The organism is Paraburkholderia phytofirmans, from assembly GCF_046028095.1.
Lineage (GTDB): Bacteria > Pseudomonadota > Gammaproteobacteria > Burkholderiales > Burkholderiaceae > Paraburkholderia > Paraburkholderia phytofirmans_A.
The window spans coordinates 111,604-130,191 of sequence record NZ_JAQQDJ010000013.1 but is presented as its reverse complement, the minus strand read 5'-3'; the positions used below and the strand labels follow the sequence as shown (position 1 = coordinate 130,191).

The following is an 18,588-nucleotide window of genomic DNA, read 5'->3' as shown; positions in this document are numbered from 1 at the left end:
GCGCAAGCGCAATATGGCTTCCAGACGCTCAGAGAAGAAAGACCCGCGCAATACCAGTAGCGTCGAATGAGCTGCTGCTATTCAGCGAATTTCCCTCAATCAACCATCGTATTTATTTCGGAGTCTGAATCATGAAGAAAGCTATTGTTTGCCTCGCCCTCGCTGCCGCCGCCTTGTCCGCTCCGGTTCTCAGCTTCGCGCAATCCAACGGGCCGGTGACACGCGCCGAGGTCCGCAGTGATCTGGTGCAGGTAGAGCGGGCCGGCTATAACCCGGCACGCTCCGACGACGCCAGCTATCCGGCCGACATCCAGGCCGCCGAAGCGAAAGTCGCGGCGCAATCCACGAATCAGCAAGCGACGCAGGGCTACGGCGGTGTGCCGGCGAACAGCACGTCGTCAGGCGGCCCGGCGCATACGGCGATGCAATCGACCTGCGTCGGTCCGGTCAGCTTCTGCGCCCCTTACTTCGGCAAATAAGTGACATGCGGTGCCGGCCCGTGCCTGTCGCCAGACGCACGGGACCGCGTTTCATTCTGAACATCTTTTGACTGCGGCAAAGCCAGGTTTCGCCGTTGATAACAACTGACCGAACCCCAGCTTGCCTCAAAGCGCGCCCATGAAGCGCGTCAACCCTTGACGAATTCCGTCTCCCACGCCTGCTCGATTGCCTGCAACGCAGTCAACACGATCGAGCGGTTCAGCGCCGCCGCGAGCGTGCCGTCGCGTTCGGCATACGCCTCGCACAGCCGTTGGTGATCGGCGCACGAGCGCTGCATGCGTCCGGGCAACGAGGTGCTGAGGTGTCGCAGCCGGTTGGTGCGCATCCGCATCGAATCGAGCACTTCCTTGAAGATGCCGTTACGGCTCACCCTTAGTTCTTCATCGCGAAACGCGACGTTGGCCCAGAAATAGCCGTCGACGTCGGCATGCGCGGCTGCATCGGCGAGACGCTTGTGCGCGCGCCACAGCGATTCGATGTCTTCAGCGGTGGCCTGTTCGACGATCGCCAGCGACACCTGCCCATATAACAGCACGCGCAGTTGATAGATCTCGCGCACTTCCGTGAGCGTCATCGACGACACGCGCGGGCGCCGCCGCGGCGACCAGTCCACCAGCCGTTCGCGGTTCAGCACGAACAGCGCTTCGCGCACCGGCGTGCGGCTGACGTTGAAGCGTTTGGCGAGATCGACCGAATTCAGGTCGTCGCCCGGTTGCAGCCGGCCTTCGATGATGCCGCGCGCCACCCAGTCGACGATCTCTCCGACCGGCGATGCGTCGCCCTGCTCCTCTTCGTCGCGTGTGTCGACAGTTTCGTCCATCCCGTTATTCCTCGATATCCCTTGGCGTGCCGCCCGACTGCGTGGACGGATTCTAGCAAACCGGCGGCTGGCCAGACGGGTGCGGCTGCCTGCTCGATTTCCCTAAGTGTGTACAGTTAGTCGAATATTTCTTGAAATTAACCACCGATTCGCCATACACTTGGCAAAGTGTCGACACTACCAATATAGGACACCAAGTCCAGTCGCAACTAGATGCATGGGGCCGGAGCAGGCGCTGAAGCGCCAACTCCGGCCGACACAGGAGACGAAGGCATGTACATCGAAAAGGAGATCGCCGGCGCAACCGCCGTCGAAGCCAGCGTTTCGGCGCGGCTCGACCGCCTGCCGCCGACGCGTTATTTCAGCGGCCTCGTCGCGCGCATCGCGATAGGCGGCTGGTTCGAGTTTTATGAAATGTTCATGGCGGCCTATATCTCACTGGGACTCATCGGCAGTGGCCTGTACCGCGCCACCACGGCGGGCCTGTTCGACGTCAACGGCTTCGCCAGCTTTCTCGGCTCGTTTTTCGCCGGGATGTTCGTCGGCACCGTGGCGCTCGGCGGCTTCACCGACCGCTTCGGGCGCCGCGCCGTGTTCACCTGCGCGATGCTGATCTATTCGGTCGCGACCTTCGCCGCCGCGTTCCAGCATTCGCCGGAATCCATGGATCTCTGGCGCTTCGTCGCGGGCCTCGGGATCGGCGTGCAGCTCATCACTGTCGACACTTACATCTCCGAGCTGACGCCGCATCACACACGCGGCCGCTACAGCGCGTTCAGCATCCTCGTGATCCTGACGTCCGTGCCGACCGTCGCGGTGCTGTCGTTTCTGCTGGTGCCGCACACCATCCTCGGTCTCGAAGGCTGGCGCTGGGTGATGATCATCGGCTCGGCGGGCGCCGTGCTGATCTGGTTCATGCGGCGCGGCCTGCCGGAGTCGCCGCGCTGGCTCGAAAGCAAGGGCCGTGTCGACGAGGCGCGCGACATAGTCGATGCGATCGAGGCCCGCGTGGTCGCCGAAACCGGCCGCCCGTTGCAGGCGCCCTCGCACCACACGCCGGAACCGCTCGCCGGTGAGCAAAGCGGTTCATGGTCCGAGATGTGGAAGGGGCGGCACTTCAGCCGCACGATCATGCTGTCGTTCTTCAACTTCTTCCAGACCTTCGGGGTGTACGGCTTCGGCGCGTGGGTACCGGTGCTGCTCTACACGAAGGGCATCACGATCACGCATTCGCTGCTCTACACGATGGTGATCGCGTTCGCGACGCCGCTCGGCGCACTCGGCGCGATGGCGTGTGCGGAACGTGTTCAGCGCAAGTGGCAACTGGTCGGCTGCGCGATCGTCGTCGCGGTGGCCGGCGTGCTGTTCGGCATGGTGCGCGAGCCTGTCCTGATCCTGCTGTTCGGCAGCGCCGTGACGATCGCCAACAACTGGCTGATCGGCATCTTTCACACCTATCAGGCCGAGCTGTATCCGACCCGGATTCGCGCCCGCGCCGTCGGTTTCGTTTTTAGCTGGAGCCGTCTGAGTTCGATTTTCGTCGGTTTCTGGGTGGCGGCATTGCTGAAGCATTCCGGCGTGCCAGCCGTGTTCGTGCTGATTTCGTCAGCCATGTTTGTGATCGTCGTGATGGTCGGGCTGCTAGGGCCGAAGACCAACGGCATTCGTCTGGAGGAGTTGTCTCAATGAGTTCCATCGCCGCCGCATTCGCGCACGGCCTTTTTGCACTGGCGCAGCGTCCGCTGCCGGTTCCGGTCGCAGAGGAAGCCAGGCGTTCCTTGATCAATGTGATTGGCACGTCGATCGGCGCATCGCGGCATTCCGGTGTCGATGCGATCCTCGCCGCCGCCGCAGAACTTGGCGTCGCGCCGATCGCGCCGGTGCCGGGCCGCAGCGAAAAAGTCGATCAGCATTTTTCAGCGCTCGCGACCGGCTTTGCCGGCCACCTCGACGATTTCGACGACACCCATCTCGCGACCGTCATTCACCCGGCCGCTTCGGTGCTCGCCGTGCTGACCGCTCTCGCGCCCGACACGCGGCCCACCGGCGCGGCCGCGCTGACCGCCTTCACGCTCGGCTGCGAAGCGCAGTTGCGGGTCGGCGTCTCGATCTCGCCCGAACACTATGACCGCGGCTGGCACATCACCGGCACGTGCGGCGTGATCGGCTGCGCGGTGACGGCCGCGCTGCTGCTCGGTCTCGACGAAGCGGGGTTGGCGCAAGCGGTGTCGATCGCCGCCTCGATGTTCGTCGGCCAGCGCGAAGCATTCGGCACGATGACCAAGCCCTATCACCCCGGCAAGGCAGCCGCTAACGGCATTGCCGCCGCGCGTCTCGCGCAGCAAGGGCAGCGCGCCGCCGACGATATTTTCGAAGCCCCCGGCGGCTACTCGCATTCGCTGTCGACCAAGGTCGATTTCGAACTGATGAACGGCGCGTTCGGCGAGCGTTGGGAATTGCTCTTCAATACGTACAAACCGTATCCGTGCGGCATCGTCGCGCATCCGGCCATCGACGCGGGCCTCGCGCTCGCGCCGCAAATCGACGACGTGCAGTCCATCGAATCGATCACGCTGCGCTGCCATCCGCTCGTGCCTGAACTGATGGGCAATCCGCAGCCGAAGGACGGCTTGCAGGCGCGCTTCAGCGCGATTCACGGCGTGGCCGCCGCGCTGTGCGACGGCCAGGTCGGTCTCGCGCAATACGAAGACGCGCGCGTGGTGCAGGACGACGTCACGGCGGTGCGTGCGCTGACGAAGCTCGCGCCCGACGCCTCGGTCAATCGCGACGAAGTCTTTATCGCGGCAACGCTGAAGGACGGCTCGGTTATCGAACATCACGTCGAACATGCGCGCGGCAGCCTCGCGCGTCCGTTGACCGACGAGGAACTGATGCACAAGGTCCGTCTGCTGGTGGATCCGCTGCTAGGCGACGGCATTGCCGCTCAACTCGCCGCCGCCGTCGTGACACTCGACACGGCCGCCAATCTCGACGCGCTCTTTGCACTGTGCGCACCGTCTGAGGAACTGAATCATGCATAACGCCGCTCAACATTCCGTCGTGTCCGACGCGCTCGTCGGCTTCGCGATCGCCGCGCTGCCCGCTTCGGCCGATGCCGCGCTCGACGCCGCCCGCGACGCGCTCACCCACGCGCGCCTGATCACCGATCCGGCGACGCGCTCCACCGAGCAGATCAGCGCACTGCTGCAATCGCAAGGCAGCGCGACCACCGATTCGCGCACCCGCGCATGGATTCTCGGCGCATCGCTCGCGACGCAGGCCGCCGCGTCGCCGGCCATGCCGGTGCTCGCCGCCGTGATCGCGGCCAGCGACACGCTGGGCTCATCCGAAAGCGATGCGATTGCCGCCGCCGCGATCGGTATCGAAGCCGCCGCGCGCATTCTCAGCGCGGTCGACAGCGTTGAATTCCGCGCGCGCTGGAACGTGGCGTCGTCGGTGGGCGTGCTGGGCGCGGTGCTGGCAGTCTCGCGCCTGCTGCGTCTCGATGAAGTGCATACACGTCATGCGCTCGGCGTCGCCGCAACCCAGGCCGCGGGTCTCGCGCACAACGCGGACCATGCGATGGAAGCGATCGAGATCGGCAAGGCCGCAGCGGACGCGCTCGAAGCCGCGATGATCGCGAAGCACGGCTTTACGAGCGCGGCTGCGTCGATCGACGGACGGCGCGGCTTTGCGGCGCTGATGGCGTATCGCTTCGACGCCGCCGCGATCACGGAAGCGCTGGGTACGCGCTGGACTTCGCTCGACTGAACGTGATGCGCTTTGCCCGATGTGTTCGACGCATCGGGCAAAGCTGTCATCAACCGCTAATGCTCGACGTCTTTTATCGGCCACACCACGGGAATCCAATATGTCCAGCAAGCGCATCATCCAAGCCTCGTTACCCGCGCTGTTCTCGCTGTGCGCGGCATTGAGCGGCACGAACGCCAGCGCGCAAACGCCCGCGTCGCAACCGTCGGCGGGCGGCCTGCCGGCGCACTCGCCATTCGACATTCCATACGGCATGCCGCTCAGCCTGCAAAGCGCCAACCAGGCGCTCGAAGCCGCCGAGGCCGAAGCCGCGCGGCACGGCTGGCCCGAAGCAATCGCCGTCACCGATCCCAGCGGAGAACTCGTCGCGTTCGCGAAGATGGACAATACGCAGAACTCGTCGCCGAAAATTGCGCTGCGCAAAGCCGCGACCGCCGCGCGCTTTCGACGCGATACGCGCACGTTCTATAACGGCTTCGAAACAGGCCACACCTATTCGGCGACGCTCGATCCTTCGGTGGTCGCTTCGCCCGGCGGCTATCCGCTCGTGATCGGCGGCAAGATCGTCGGCGCGATCGGATGCAGCGGCGGCAGCGGTGATCAGGATGCGGATATCTGCAAAGCGGGCGCGGACGCGTTGAAGTAGACGCAAATCGATCAGGATGCCTTTTTAATGCAAGGAGAAGTTCATCATGGACGATAAACCCGCTGCCGCGTCAGCGACGCCGCCAATCGCCTCGTCGCGGCGCCGGTTCCTGATCAAAAGCGTCGCGGTGTTGCCGGTGGCGGGCGGCCTCGCCGCGTGCGACCGAAATAGCAGCGTGACGGCGTCAGCATCCGCGTCGACCACCGACGGTTCAAACGCGGCACCGTACCAGCCGAAATTCTTCAAGCCCGATGAATGGACCGTTCTGCAAGCTGCAATCGACCGCCTGATTCCCGCCGATGCGGAAGGACCGGGCGCGCTCGAACTCGACGTCGCGACATTCATCGACCGGCAGATGGAAGGTGCGTTCGGTCACGCGGCGGCCTGGTACATGCATGGCCCGTTTCATCCGGATGCCACGCCGCTCGCCGGCTATCAAAGCCCCATGTCTCCGCGCGACCTGTACCGCACCGGCATCGCGGCGCTCGACGCCTATTGCAAGGCGCACTTCGGCGGCAAGCCGTTCGTGCAATTGACGACCGCGCAACAGGACACGTTGCTGCACGGCATGGATAGCGGCAAGGTCAAATTCGAGCAAACCTCGGCCGGGCATTTCATCGCGCTGCTGTGGCAGAACACCAAAGAAGGTTACTTCTCCGATCCGATTCACGGCGGCAACAAGCACGCCGCGAGCTGGACCATGATCGGATTTCCCGGCGCACGCGCCGACTATCTCGACTGGGTCGCGCAACCGGGCAAAGTCTATCCGCTCGGACCTGTGACGATTGAAGGCAAGGTCTAGCGTTTTCATCTAACCACGCTTGCAGCAGCACTACATAAAACACACGCCAGGAGGAGACACATGGCGAACATCAAGAAACCCAAAGTGGACGCGGTGGTCGTCGGCATGGGCTGGTCGGGTTCGATCATGGCGATCGAACTGGCGGACGCCGGCCTCACCGTGGTCGGCCTCGAACGCGGCGAAAACCGCGATACGTACCCCGACTTCGCGTATCCGAAGGTCGCCGACGAGCTCACCTACGTGCAGCGCTTCAAGCTGATGCAAAGCCTCGCGCACGAAACCGTCACGATCCGCCGCCAGGCGCAGGAAGTCGCGCTGCCGTTGCGTCAATACGGCGCCTTTCTATTCGGCGATGGCGTCGGCGGATCGGGCGTGCACTGGAATGGCTTTACGTATCGCGCAACTGAAGCCGAGTTGAAACTGCGCAGCCACTACGAACAGCGCTACGGCAAGGGCTTCATTCCCGACGACATGACGATTCAGGACTGGCCCGTCAGCGCCGCCGAACTCGAGCCGTTCTACGACCGCTTCGAATATGTCGCCGGCACGTCGGGCAAGGCGGGCAATCTCAACGGGCAAGCGGTCGGCGGCGGCAATCCATTCGAAGCGCCGCGCTCGCGCGATTACGCATTGCCGCCGTTGCCCACCGCGTATCCGTCGATGCTGTTCGAGCAAGCCGCGCGCGAAGTGGGCTATCACCCGTATCCGACGCCTGCGTCGATCGCATCGAAGGCATACACGAACCCGTATGGCATGCAGCTAGGGCCGTGCAATTTCTGCGGCTACTGCGAATTGTTCGGCTGCTACATGTTTTCGAAAGCGTCGCCGCAGTCTTGCATTCTTCCGGCGCTCGCGAGAAAGCCAAATTTCGAATTGCGCGACCGTTCGGCGGTCGTGAAAGTCAATCTCGACTCGACCGGCAAACGCGCCACCGGCGTCACCTATATCGACGCTCAAGGACACACCGTCGAGCAGCCGGCGGATATCGTCGCGCTGTGCGCATATCAGATGCACAACGTGCGCCTGCTGCTGTTATCGGGTATCGGCAAACCGTACGATCCGGCTACCGGCGAAGGCACTGTCGGCAAGAACTACGCGTATCAGAAGAACAGCAAGATTCAGGTCTTCTTCGACAAGGACGTCGCAATCAATCCGTTCATCGGTTCGGGAGCGGGCGGTGTCGTTTATGACGATTTCAATGCGGACAACTTCGATCATGGTCCACTGAATTTCATCGGCGGCGCGATTACCTTTGCGACGGTGACGGGCGGCCGTCCGATCGCGCAGGCACTCGTGCCGCCCGGCACGCCGAAGTGGGGCTCGGGGTGGAAAAAGGCCGTGAAAGACCACTATCTGCATTCGTTCGCCATCTCCACGCAAGGCTCGGTAATGTCGTACCGCGACAACTATCTCGACCTCGATCCGACTTACAAGGATGCGTACGGCCTGCCGCTCTTGCGCATGACGTTCGACTGGAAGGACAACGAAGGCCGCATGACGCAGTTCGTCAGCCACAAAGCCGCCGATGTTGCGCGCGCGATGAACTTGAAGCCGCAATCGGTTGCGATCAACGCGGGCAAACCGGGCGATCACTTCGACGTCGGTCCATATCAGAGCACGCATACGACCGGTGGCGCGATTGCGGGCGACCGGCCGGACAACAGCGTGGTGAATAAGTATCTTCAGTCATGGGATGTCCCGAATGTGTTCGTGGCCGGCGCCTGTTCGTTTCCGCAAAACCTCGGCATCAATCCGACTGGCACGATCGGCGCCATGACGTACTACGCGGCAAAGGCGATCCGCGAGACGTATCTGAAGAATCCCGGCCCTCTGGTTCAAGCGTGAGCGACCGTCATGACAATCAAATTCGATCGCTTGGGACAGTGTCTGATTCCCGTGTTTGCGCTGATGTGCAGCGGTGCACTGAGCAGCGGTGCAAACGCGCAAACTTTGAATGCCACGCCCACGCCGGTGACGGCCGACGCGCAGCTAGCCAAAGGCGCCTATCTCGCGAAAGTCGGCGATTGCGCGGCCTGTCACACGGCGAACAAGGCGCAACCGTTCGCGGGCGGTCTGCCGCTCGCGACGCCTTTCGGCACGCTGTATTCGACCAACATCACACCGGACGCATCGACTGGCATCGGCGGATACAGCTATGAGGACTTCGCCGCCGCGTTGCGTCGGGGCATTGCCAAAGACGGCCATCGTCTGTATCCGGCAATGCCGTATCCGTCGTATGCAAAGATCGACGACGCCGACATGCATGCGCTTTATCGCTACTTCATGCAAGGCGTCAAAGCCGTCCAGCAGCCGGATCGCGTATCCGCACTGCGGTTTCCCTTCAACATTCGCGCGCTGATGACCGTGTGGGATCGTTTGTATGCGCATGAGCAACTGCCCTATCAAGCCGATCCGCACCAGAGCGTGGAATGGAATCGCGGCGCGTATCTGGTGCAAGGGCTCGCGCATTGCGGCGCATGTCATACGCCGCACGGCATGCTCGGGCAGGAGAGCGTACTCGACGAGAAGGACAACACCGCGTTCCTGTCCGGCAATACGCTGGCGGGGTGGTATGCGCCCAACCTAAGAGGACATAAGGTGCAAACATCCGATAGCGACAAGGTGTGGAGCAAAGCCGATCTTGTTGCCTATCTGCGCAGTGGTCGTATGCACGACGGCGCGGCATTCGGCCCGATGACGGAAGTCATCGACGACAGCACGCAATATCTGCACGACGACGATCTGAACGCGATTGCAACGTATCTGACGTCGCCATCGTTACAAGCGGGCGCGACGCCGCCGGCCACGCAGCAAACCGGCCGCGCGGAACAGACGGCTATTGCGCTGCGAGCGGGTCGCGTCGATTCGACCGGGGCCCATCTCTATCTGGACAATTGCGCGGCCTGTCACCGCACGGATGGCACCGGCGCAATGCCAGCTTTCCCCAGTCTCAGGGGCAACGCATCGGTGCTGAGCGGCGATCCGGCATCGCTGATTCATATCGTGCTGAGCGGCTCCCATATGCCGTCCACTGCGGCCGCGCCGACGCCGCTCGCCATGCCCGACTTCGGCTGGCGTTTGACTGACCAGCAGATCGCAGATCTATTGAGCTTTGTGCGAAGCAATTGGGGAAATCGTGCGGCGGCCGTCACTGCTGGTGAAGTCGCCAAGGTTCGCGATGTAGCGGTCAGCGCGAAATAACCCGGCAGGGTTGCAGCGTGAAGCGTTTGCGTGCAATGTTTGAATCCGCGAATGAAAGAAGCCCAGTGCGTTAATCGCCGCACTGGGCTTCTTTCATGGAAAACGAGCGCGCTTAGAACTTGTGGTGAATTGCAACTCGCGCCACCGCCTGATGGTTGTTCGATGAATCGCCGAGACTCCCGATATCCGCAACCGCCGCAGCGCCGGTAGAGCTCGTGCCGCTCGCGGTCTGGAAGGTGCCGAGCAGATATACATCGGTACGCTTGGACAGCGCGTAGTCGAGCAGCAGCGAGAACTGGTTGTACTTCTGGTCGCCGAGGTCGCCTCTCACCGCATTGCCCTTCGTGTAGTTGTATTCACCCGACACGGAGAACGCCGGCGTGAAACGATACTGCCCGTTCAACTCATAGCTGTTGAACGTCGCGGTCGCCCCACCGAATGCGCCGATATTCATGTACTTGGTGTTCGAATACACCGCGCCGACCTTTGCCGGACCGAAGTCGTACGAGCCGCCCGTCGTGATGATCTGCAGCGAGTTAGCGGGCTTCGTGCCGAGATAGCCCGAGTTCAGCGAATTGAATGTCGTGGCGTTCGCGTTGCTGTTCAGGATCGAGCCCAACGCCGACGGATTCTTGAACAGTTCATACGCGACCGCAATCCCGAGCGGACCGTGCGCGTAGTTTGCACCGAGGCTGTATCCGCTCGACTGCGAAATCTCGCCCGCCACGCCGCCCAGACTCACCGTGCCGCCGAAAGTCAGGCCGTTGAAATTCGGGCTCGCGTATTTGATCGTGCTGTTCGCGCGAAATGTGTGATTGACGTTGTCGAGGTCGCCCGGATGTTCCGTGGTCGATCCGCCATATGCCGCGGCGTAGCCGTAGTTGCCGACGTAGTCGTTGATACTGTCGTACTGACGGCCCAGCGTCACGGAGCCGAACGAACTGCTGGCGAGGCCCACATAGGCTTGCCGGCCGAATGCGGTGCCGCCTTGTCCGAACGCGCCCGTGCTGACGTTGATGCCCGACTCCAGCACGAAGATCGCCTTCAGGCCGCCGCCCAGATCTTCGGCGCCCCGGATGCCCCAGCGGCTGCCCTGCGTGCCCGCGTTGGAATCGACCGAGAATTGCCGGCCGCCCACGTTCTTGCCGTTCACCACGTTCTTCGCGTTGGTGTTGATCATCACGCCTTCATCCACAATGCCGTACAGCGTCACCGAGCTCTGCGCGTGAACGGTCGCAGCAAAGGTACTCAATATCGATAGTGCAAAAAGCGACTTTCTCATTCTGTCATCTCCGCCAAGTCATGATTTATTTGTGCCTTAAACATTTCAATCGGTATACTAACTAATTTGATGTCTCTACCGCATAAGCAATCCTCCTGCGAAACCCGCAATGGCGAGTCCGACTTGACGCTGTTTGAATGCGGCGCGCGGATGAGTTCCGCCGCGCCGCCGGCAGAACGATCAGCCTAGAAAAGCGCCACCGTTCGCATGAATGGCCTGGCCCGTCAGATAACGTGCTGTCGGCCCGCACAGAAACTGCACGAGGCTCGCGACCTCGTCGGGCTGGCCGCGTCGGCCGAGCAAGGTGGTGCGCTCGGCGTGATGCGCGGGTTCCTTGTTGCCTGCCGCGCCGCCACGCACGGTGGCGATCAAACCAGGCACCACGCAATTGACGGTAATGCCGTCAGGGCCGAGATCGTGCGCTAACGCACGCGTCAAGCCGACGAGCCCCGCTTTCGCGGCGATCACGTGCGCGCGCCCCGCCGAACCCGCATGCGCCGACATGCCGCCGATATTGACGATCGCGCCGGCCTTCGATTGCCGCAGATAAGGCAACGCGGCGTGCGCACACAGATACGCGCCGTCGAGAATCACCGACATCACTTCACGCCAGCGCGCGTAGTCCAGTTCCGCGAACGGCACCTCGCGACGCACCGCGGCGTTGTTGACGAGAATGTCGATCTGCCCGAAATGGTGAATCGCCGCTTCCATCAAACTTTGCGCGCCCGCCGGTTCGCTGACGTCGGCCAGATGCGCGGCCGCGCGGCCGCCCGCGGCCTCGATCGCGCGCACGACTTCGGCGGCCTCGTCGGCGGAACTGCGCGCATTGACGAGCACCGCATTGCCCGCTGCCGCGAGTTGCAACGCGATCTCGCGGCCGATATTGCGCGCCGCGCCGGTAACGACCGCGACGCCGCTAACTTCTCTGTTCATGAATGCACTCCCAGTGATTCCGTTGATAGTGTGGGTTTCGCGCTGGCTTGCAGCGGCCGGTCCGGACGAATCCAGAACGACAGTCCAATGCCGACCAGCAACAGCGCGATCGACATCACGAACGGCAGGCGATAGCTGCCCGTCATGTCGGTGATCAGGCCGAACGCGACCGGCGACACGACCGCCGCGAGACCGGCCGCCGTGCTGATGAAGCCGCTCGCGACGCCCGCAAAGGCCGGCGCGATATCCATCGGCACGGCCCAGATCGGGCCTTCGGTCGATTCGAGGCAGAACAATGCGGCGGCCAGACACAGTGCGATCACGGTCCGGTCCCGCACGAATAGCACGCACGAGAGAAACAGCAGCGAGCCCGCGAAACCCATGATGATCACGTTGCGCCGCGCCGTATTCAGATTGCCGGTGCGTTTATAGATCGCGTCGGTCAGCAGGCCGCCCGCCGTATCGCCGACCACGCCGGCGAGAAACACGCCCGACGTAAATAGCGCCGTGCTTTTGAGGTCGATGCCGTACACGCCGACAAAGAAACTCGGCAGCCAGCTCAAATACAGCCACAGCGTCCATGCATGACAGAAGAACACCAGCGTGACCGGCATGATGCGCCGGATCAGCGGCCACCACGGCACCGCCGTACGATGGCGCGGGCCTGCATACGGCGGCAATGCATCGACTTCAGCGGTGGTGATCGACGGATGCGTGCGAGGATCGTCGCGGAAATACAGTGCCCATACGACCACCCAGATCGCGCTGACGCAGCCCAGCGTGATAAACGCGCCTCGCCAGCCGAGCAGCGGAATCATCAGCACGATCAGCGGCGGCGTGACGGTAGCCGCCAGGCGCGCAGCAGAGTGCGTGAAGCCCTGGGCGAAGCCGCGTTTTATCTGCGGAACCCAGTTGGCCATCGCTCGCGTGGCGTTCGGAATCGTGCCGGCCTCGCCGAGTCCGACCAGGGCGCGCGAGAGCACCAGCGTCGCGAGGCCGCCGGTCACGCCGGTCGCCAGCGTGCCGAGCGTCCACAGGATGCCCGAGAATGCCAGCATCCGGCGAGGTCCGATCTTGTCGCCCAGATAGCCGTTGATGATCTGGAAGATCGCGTAGCAGTAGCCGAACGCCGAGAGCGCGATGCCGAGTTGCGTATTCGACAGATGCATCTCCGACTTCAGCAACGGCGCCGCGATGGAAAGATTGACCCGGTCGACGTATTCGATGAAGTACATCGCGCAGATGAGCATGAAAACTCTGCCCGTGGTGCCGCTGAACATGCCTGCTTTCGCTTTCATCTTGAACCGCCCTGCCCGTGACCGCGACTGTAATCGCGACTGTGACTGTGTAGCATGGTTTGCTCCTTCAGTTTCGGATTGCCGCCAGCGCCTCAGGGCACTCGGCGCACATCATTCGTATTACGTACGATCATCTCTGCAATGCCCGGTGCGCGGTTTCCGGCGCCCACTTCACGCAGAAGAGACCGACCAGATAGATCAGCGAGACAGCGGTGATCGCGAGCGGATAAGAACCGAATATCGCCGCGAGCGCGCCGACAATCGACGGTCCCGCCGCGCCGAGCACGCGGCCGAAGCTGAAAGCGAATCCGGAACCGAGCGCGCGCTGCATCGTCGGGAACATTTCGGGCAGCCAGATCGTGAACAACGAGAACACGCCACTCGTGAAAAAGCCGAGCAGCGGCAGCGTGATCAGGAAGAGCGGCAGGCTTTTCAGCAGCACCACAATGCCGAAGTACGACGTGACGTTGCAGATCAGCGCGCCGGAGAAGAACACCGTGGCGACCGATTTGCGGCGCGGAATCCAGCGCACGATCCACGGCATCGCGACGCATCCCGCGAGCGTGCCGACACTCAGGATCAAGCCGCTCAGCGAGCCGAGATACTGCGCATCGGCAACGGACGCGCCGCCCGCGCGCTGCCAGGTGATGACGAGCGTCGGAATCCAGAACGTCGACGACCACAGCCCGAAGATCAGACACGTCATCATTAGCGCCGCCGACCAGGTCGTGCGCGACATGCCAGGCGCGAACAAATCACGCACGCGGGCGCGCGGACCCTGTGCGCGGCGTTGTTCTTGCCAGCGGCGCGACTCCGGCACGCCGAGCCGCAGCCAGATGGTCAGCAACGCGGGCGCGCTGCCGATCAGAAACAGCACGCGCCAACCGCCCAGCGGCAGAATCACCAACGCGGCGGCCGAGGCCAGCAGAAAGCCGATCGGCGTGCCGGTATGCAGCCATCCCGACAGACGCTCGCGCAAATGCTCCGGCACCGACTCCTGCAACAACGGCGCGCCTGCCGCCCACTCGCCGCCTATTCCGAAGCCCGTCAAAAAACGAAAGATCGCGAACGACACGATGCCCGGCGCGAGCCCGCAAGCGCCGGTAAAGATCGAATAGATGAGGATGGTCGCGCACATGGTCGGCACGCGGCCGAAGCGGTCCGCGCACCAGCCCCAGAACATCGAGCAGGCCCAGCCGAGCATGAAGAGGCTGAACATCAAACCGCCGAGGCGCGCGATATGCGCGTGATCGGCCACGAAGCCGCTTTTCGGCAGCAACTCGGTCAACGCCGGCACGATCACATAGATATAAATGGCGTTGTCGAAGCCGTCCAGCATCCAGCCCGCCCAGGTGGCGATAAAGACGCGATACGGACGCGCTGCTGTAACTGCCACACCGACGGAACTCGACATCTCGTCTCCTGACTGAATCCACCGTCCGCCGCGTTCGTGGGTATCGCGGCTTGTGTTATGTCGACAATGTTATCGATGACGCGTCTGGCGTTTCGCGCGACGCACGCGTCATCTTCCGTACTGCACGTGCTCTTCTTTTACGACGTCGTCCCGACACCGACAGGGCGCGCCAGCTCCGCCAGCGTCGCGATGTTGTCCAGCGATTCCATCTGCCATCCCGCTTCGAGCAGCTTCGCGGCGTGCGCGCTGCCCAGAATCGGTTCGACCAGATCGGTGAACTTGGCGGCCAGCTCGGCATTGCTCATCGGCCGATCGATGCTGCCGATCGCATGCTCGACGTGCTTCTCGAGCCGCTCGCCGCTGGTCAGCGTGATCGTGATGTGAACGGCGTCGGCCGGCATCGAAGGATCGATTTCGGCAGTGACCTTGTCGCGCAGCCGCACCGTCGCGGCGTCGTGAACGGCCGCGTCGCTGTACTGATGCTCGCCCGCGCGACCGTCGATGATCGCCACCGCCGCCGAGTGATAGACGCTGAACTTGCCGTCGAGCCCGGTCTGCGGCGTGCGCTTGCCGGTCAGTTCGAGCACCAGCGGATGCACCTTCAGCAGTACCGACGCAATCGCGTCCGCCTTCAACGCATGTTCATTGCGCAACTGGATGCAACCGTCGATTGCCGGATGGATCACGATGCCGCACGCAAACGGCTTATAAGAATTCAGCAGACTTTCATGGCGCTCGCCGAGCCCTTCCGTGATTTCCGCGTAGTCGCGATGCGTGCTGGTCACGTTCGCCCAGCCGCGTTTCGCTTCGATGCCCTGCTGCGAACTCGTGTAGCCGCGCGCGGCCAGCAACGCCGACACGAGACCGTTCTGAGCCGCGCGTCCCGGATGAAAGCTCTTGGTCATCGTGCCGAACATCTCACGCAGGCCGACCGGCTGCGTCGCCGCGAGACCGAGCGCCCAGATCATCTGCTGTTCATCGAGCCCGAGCAGTTTGCCCGCGGCCGCCGCCGCCCCGAACACGCCCGCCGTGCCGGTGATATGCCAGCCGATGTCGTAGTGGTTCGGGTACACCGCATTGCCGATCCGGCATTCGGTTTCGATGCCGAGCGTCAGCGCGAGAATGAACTCCTTGCCGCTGACCGGCCGATACTCGGCCAGCGCAAAAATCGCCGACGCCACCGGCCCCGCCGGATGAATCACGGTCTTCAGGTGCGTATCGTCGAAGTCGAACACATGCGAACTGATGCCGTTGAAAAGCGCGGCGCTCAGCACGTCCACCTTCTCGGCGCGGCCGAGCACGCTCGCCTGCGCCGGGCCGCCGAACGGCGCGAGCGCCGCCATGGCGATCTCGACCGCTTCATGCCGCGACGCGCCGACCGCACAGCCCATCCAGTTGACGAACGTACGCACCGCGTGGTCGCACACGGCTTGCGGCAGGCTGTCGGCACGCGCGTTGACCAGATAGCGCGCGAGAGTTTGGGTGACGCGATCGGCTTGGGTCATTGGATCGTCAAGAAGTAGTGAGGCCGTGAGAAGGGAGCTGCCACGGTACAAGATCGCATTGTACATATTGTCGACAATACGCAAATCATGGCAAATTCTAGTTGCGCGCTTGCGTTGTGGATAGTATGTTGTCGACAATCTTCAAGACGCAATGTGCGTTGTACACTGCGGTTTTCCTCATACAGGTCCGTCTATGTCCCGCCCCACCACTTCGCTCGAGTTGCTTCGCTCCGTCACACTGTCCGGTCTCGTGCAAGAGGAAATTCTCCGCCGCATCAAGACGGGCGAGCTGAAGGCCGGCATGAAACTCAATGAGATGGATCTCGCCGACCACCTGAAGATCAGCCGCAGTCCGGTGCGCGAGGCGTTTCGCGCGCTCGAGGAAGCCGGTCTGGTGTTGCTCGAAAAGAATCGCGGCGTCTACATCCGCGAGATTTCCGACGATGAAGCCGCCGACCTCTATGAAGTGCGCGCCGGGCTCGACGAGATGGCCGGCCGCCGGCTGGCATCGAAGATCACGGACGCGCAGTTGCAGGAACTGCACGCGATGCTCGATCAGCTCGAAGCCAGTTCGATCCACGGCGAGTTGAACAATTACTTCACGCTGAATATTGCCTTTCATGACCGGCTGGTCGAACTGGCGGGCAACCCGACGATGCTCGGTTTCTACCGGCAAGTGGTCAATCGCACCCATCTGTTGCGCCGGCGCGGTTTTTCGATTGCGGGCAGTTCGCAGGCGTCGCACGCCGAGCATCGGATGATTCTCGACGCGCTCGCTACCCGCGATCCCGAAGCCGTCGCGCTGGCAATGCGTCAGCATGTGCAGGCGGGTTTCCAACGCGCGATCGCCGCGCATAGCGCGGAAGACGCCGCGGCTGCGGCTGCGGCCGGCGCCGCCGGTGAACAGGCGCAAGCCTCGCTCGCCGACGGTCCGCGCTAGCCGCGCGACACACCTGCTCGTCAGGCCCGCGCGCGAGACAGCAGCGCACGCATTTCATTACCGACTCGGAGTGGTCACCCGTATGAGCGTTGAAAAATCAGAAGGACATGGGATAGTTGGCGAGAAACTCGGCGCCTGGATTGCGGACGTGCACGCGTCGGCATTGCCTGCCCAGACTGTCGAAATCGCCCGTCTGCTGCTGCTCGATGTGACGGGCTTGTGCATCGCCGGGCGCGACGAACCGTATATCCGCGCGACGCTGCAAGCCACCGACGCCGGCGGCGCCTGCACCGCCCTCGGCCACGCAGGCAGCTTCAGTGCATTCGATGCGGCGCTGATCAACGGCACCGCCGCGCACGGCGAAGATTACGACGATACCTTCGAAGGCGGTCCGGTGCATTCGGGCGCGGTGGTCGTGCCCGCGGTGCTGGCGGCGTGCGAACGCGAAGGCCTCGGTGGCGAAGCGTTGCTGCGCGGCATCGCGGTCGGCACGGAATTGATGTGCCGGCTGAGTCTGGTCGCCCCGCGCGCGATCCATACGGCCGGCTTTCACCCGACCGCCGTGATCGGCGCGCTCGCGGCGGCCGGCGGAGTGGCGAGCGCGTTACGCCTGAATCCGCAGCAGGCCACGTCGGCGCTCGGTATCGCGGGCAGCATGGCGGCGGGGATCATCGAGTATCTGGCCGAAGGCACCTCGACCAAGCGGATGCACGCCGGCTGGGCCGCGCAATCGGGCATTCGCGCGGCGTTGATGGCGCGCGGCGGCTTTGACGGTCCGCGCACCGTGCTCGAAGGCAAGCACGGTTTCTTCAAGGCGTTCGCGCCGTCGCGCGCGCCGGATTTTTCGCCGGTGCTCGATACGCTCGGCAAGTCGTGGATCATGGAGACGATCGCGTTCAAGCCGTATGCGTGCGGCACGATGACCCAGCCGTATATCGATTGCGCGATCGCACTCGCGGAGCGCGGCGTCAAGGCGGAAGAGATTCGCGACATCGTGTGCGAAGTCGGCGAAGGCACGGTGCATCGGTTGTGGGAAGAACTCGCGGTCAAGCACCGGCCGCCGACCGCTTACGCCGCCAAATTCAGCACGCCGTTCTGCATGGCCGTGGGTTTCTTCGATCGCAAGGCGGGTTTCAGCCAGTTCACCGAAGCGCGCATTCACGATCCGGCCGTGCTCGCGCTGGCCGGCAAGATCCGCTACGTGATCGATCCGGACAACGAGTATCCGAGCAATTTTACCGGCCATCTGCGCGCGACGCTCAACGACGGCACCGTTCAGGAAGTGCGTCAGCCGCATATGCGCGGCGGTGCGCGCGAACCGCTGTCGCGCGCCGAACTCGCCACTAAATTCACCGACAACGCGCAGCACGGCGGCTGGAGTGCGGCACTCGCCGACGAGGCGCGCGGATGGTGTGAGACGGTGTTCAGCGACCCGGCGCTCGGCGCGATCGCGCAGTTCCGGCAATAGACTGGTC

16 protein-coding genes are annotated in these 18,588 nt (G+C 63.3%); 10 read left to right on the top strand and 6 right to left on the bottom strand.

Features of this window, described 5'->3' with window-relative positions; genetic code table 11:
• Positions 1 to 131 precede the first annotated feature (131 nt).
• The gene (locus PQR54_RS30510; RefSeq protein ID WP_408252272.1) at positions 132 to 479 is read left to right on the top strand and encodes a DUF4148 domain-containing protein; all 348 of its coding nucleotides are present in this window, start codon (positions 132 to 134) and stop codon (positions 477 to 479) included.
• Positions 480 to 628: 149 nt separating this feature from the next.
• Here the strand turns inward: PQR54_RS30510 and PQR54_RS30505 are convergent, their stop codons facing one another.
• Positions 629 to 1,321, bottom strand: a complete 693-nt coding sequence (locus tag PQR54_RS30505; protein ID WP_012428039.1) for a GntR family transcriptional regulator — start codon at positions 1,319 to 1,321, stop codon at positions 629 to 631.
• Between the two features lie 273 nt (positions 1,322 to 1,594).
• Between PQR54_RS30505 and PQR54_RS30500 the strand changes: the two genes are divergently transcribed.
• The 7 genes from PQR54_RS30500 to PQR54_RS30470 all read left to right on the top strand — a co-directional run bounded on the left by PQR54_RS30500 (position 1,595) and on the right by PQR54_RS30470 (position 9,741).
• On the top strand, positions 1,595 to 3,010 hold the full coding sequence (locus PQR54_RS30500) for an MFS transporter (protein ID WP_408252270.1): 1,416 nt from the start codon (positions 1,595 to 1,597) through the stop codon (positions 3,008 to 3,010).
• Complete coding sequence (locus PQR54_RS30495) at positions 3,007 to 4,362, top strand: MmgE/PrpD family protein (RefSeq protein WP_408252268.1); 1,356 nt, start codon at positions 3,007 to 3,009, stop codon at positions 4,360 to 4,362. Before PQR54_RS30500 ends, PQR54_RS30495 begins: the two co-directional genes overlap by 4 nt.
• Complete coding sequence (locus PQR54_RS30490) at positions 4,355 to 5,092, top strand: MmgE/PrpD family protein (RefSeq protein ID WP_408252266.1); 738 nt, start codon at positions 4,355 to 4,357, stop codon at positions 5,090 to 5,092. Before PQR54_RS30495 ends, PQR54_RS30490 begins: the two co-directional genes overlap by 8 nt.
• Positions 5,093 to 5,192: 100 nt before the next feature.
• A complete protein-coding gene (locus PQR54_RS30485; RefSeq protein WP_408252264.1) occupies positions 5,193 to 5,738 on the top strand; it encodes a GlcG/HbpS family heme-binding protein in 546 nt (181 codons plus the stop codon).
• A gap of 46 nt (positions 5,739 to 5,784) precedes the next feature.
• The gene (locus PQR54_RS30480; protein WP_408252262.1) at positions 5,785 to 6,540 is read left to right on the top strand and encodes a gluconate 2-dehydrogenase subunit 3 family protein; all 756 of its coding nucleotides are present in this window, start codon (positions 5,785 to 5,787) and stop codon (positions 6,538 to 6,540) included.
• A 60-nt stretch (positions 6,541 to 6,600) separates the two neighbouring features.
• Positions 6,601 to 8,385 carry a GMC family oxidoreductase gene (locus PQR54_RS30475; RefSeq protein WP_408252260.1) on the top strand — a complete coding sequence of 595 codons (1,785 nt, stop codon included), beginning with the start codon at positions 6,601 to 6,603 and terminating at the stop codon, positions 8,383 to 8,385.
• A 9-nt stretch (positions 8,386 to 8,394) separates the two neighbouring features.
• Positions 8,395 to 9,741, top strand: coding sequence for a c-type cytochrome (locus PQR54_RS30470; RefSeq protein ID WP_408252258.1), 1,347 nt, complete (start codon positions 8,395 to 8,397; stop codon positions 9,739 to 9,741).
• A 112-nt stretch (positions 9,742 to 9,853) separates the two neighbouring features.
• Here PQR54_RS30470 and PQR54_RS30465 read toward each other — a convergent pair whose 3' ends face one another.
• From PQR54_RS30465 to PQR54_RS30445, 5 genes are all read right to left on the bottom strand, one after another.
• A complete protein-coding gene (locus PQR54_RS30465) occupies positions 9,854 to 11,023 on the bottom strand; it encodes a porin (RefSeq protein ID WP_408252256.1) in 1,170 nt (389 codons plus the stop codon).
• Between the two features lie 180 nt (positions 11,024 to 11,203).
• On the bottom strand, positions 11,204 to 11,956 hold the full coding sequence (locus PQR54_RS30460; RefSeq protein ID WP_408252254.1) for an SDR family NAD(P)-dependent oxidoreductase: 753 nt from the start codon (positions 11,954 to 11,956) through the stop codon (positions 11,204 to 11,206).
• Positions 11,953 to 13,254 carry an MFS transporter gene (locus PQR54_RS30455; protein WP_408252252.1) on the bottom strand — a complete coding sequence of 434 codons (1,302 nt, stop codon included), beginning with the start codon at positions 13,252 to 13,254 and terminating at the stop codon, positions 11,953 to 11,955. Before PQR54_RS30455 ends, PQR54_RS30460 begins: the two co-directional genes overlap by 4 nt.
• A gap of 130 nt (positions 13,255 to 13,384) precedes the next feature.
• A complete protein-coding gene (locus tag PQR54_RS30450; protein WP_408252250.1) occupies positions 13,385 to 14,668 on the bottom strand; it encodes an MFS transporter in 1,284 nt (427 codons plus the stop codon).
• A gap of 137 nt (positions 14,669 to 14,805) precedes the next feature.
• Positions 14,806 to 16,173: an MmgE/PrpD family protein gene (locus PQR54_RS30445; protein ID WP_408252248.1), complete on the bottom strand. Its 1,368-nt coding sequence runs from the start codon at positions 16,171 to 16,173 to the stop codon at positions 14,806 to 14,808.
• A 193-nt stretch (positions 16,174 to 16,366) separates the two neighbouring features.
• Between PQR54_RS30445 and PQR54_RS30440 the strand changes: the two genes are divergently transcribed.
• Positions 16,367 to 17,113 carry an FCD domain-containing protein gene (locus PQR54_RS30440; RefSeq protein WP_408252246.1) on the top strand — a complete coding sequence of 249 codons (747 nt, stop codon included), beginning with the start codon at positions 16,367 to 16,369 and terminating at the stop codon, positions 17,111 to 17,113.
• A gap of 82 nt (positions 17,114 to 17,195) precedes the next feature.
• Positions 17,196 to 18,581 carry an MmgE/PrpD family protein gene (locus PQR54_RS30435; protein ID WP_408252244.1) on the top strand — a complete coding sequence of 462 codons (1,386 nt, stop codon included), beginning with the start codon at positions 17,196 to 17,198 and terminating at the stop codon, positions 18,579 to 18,581.
• Positions 18,582 to 18,588: the final 7 nt, after the last annotated feature.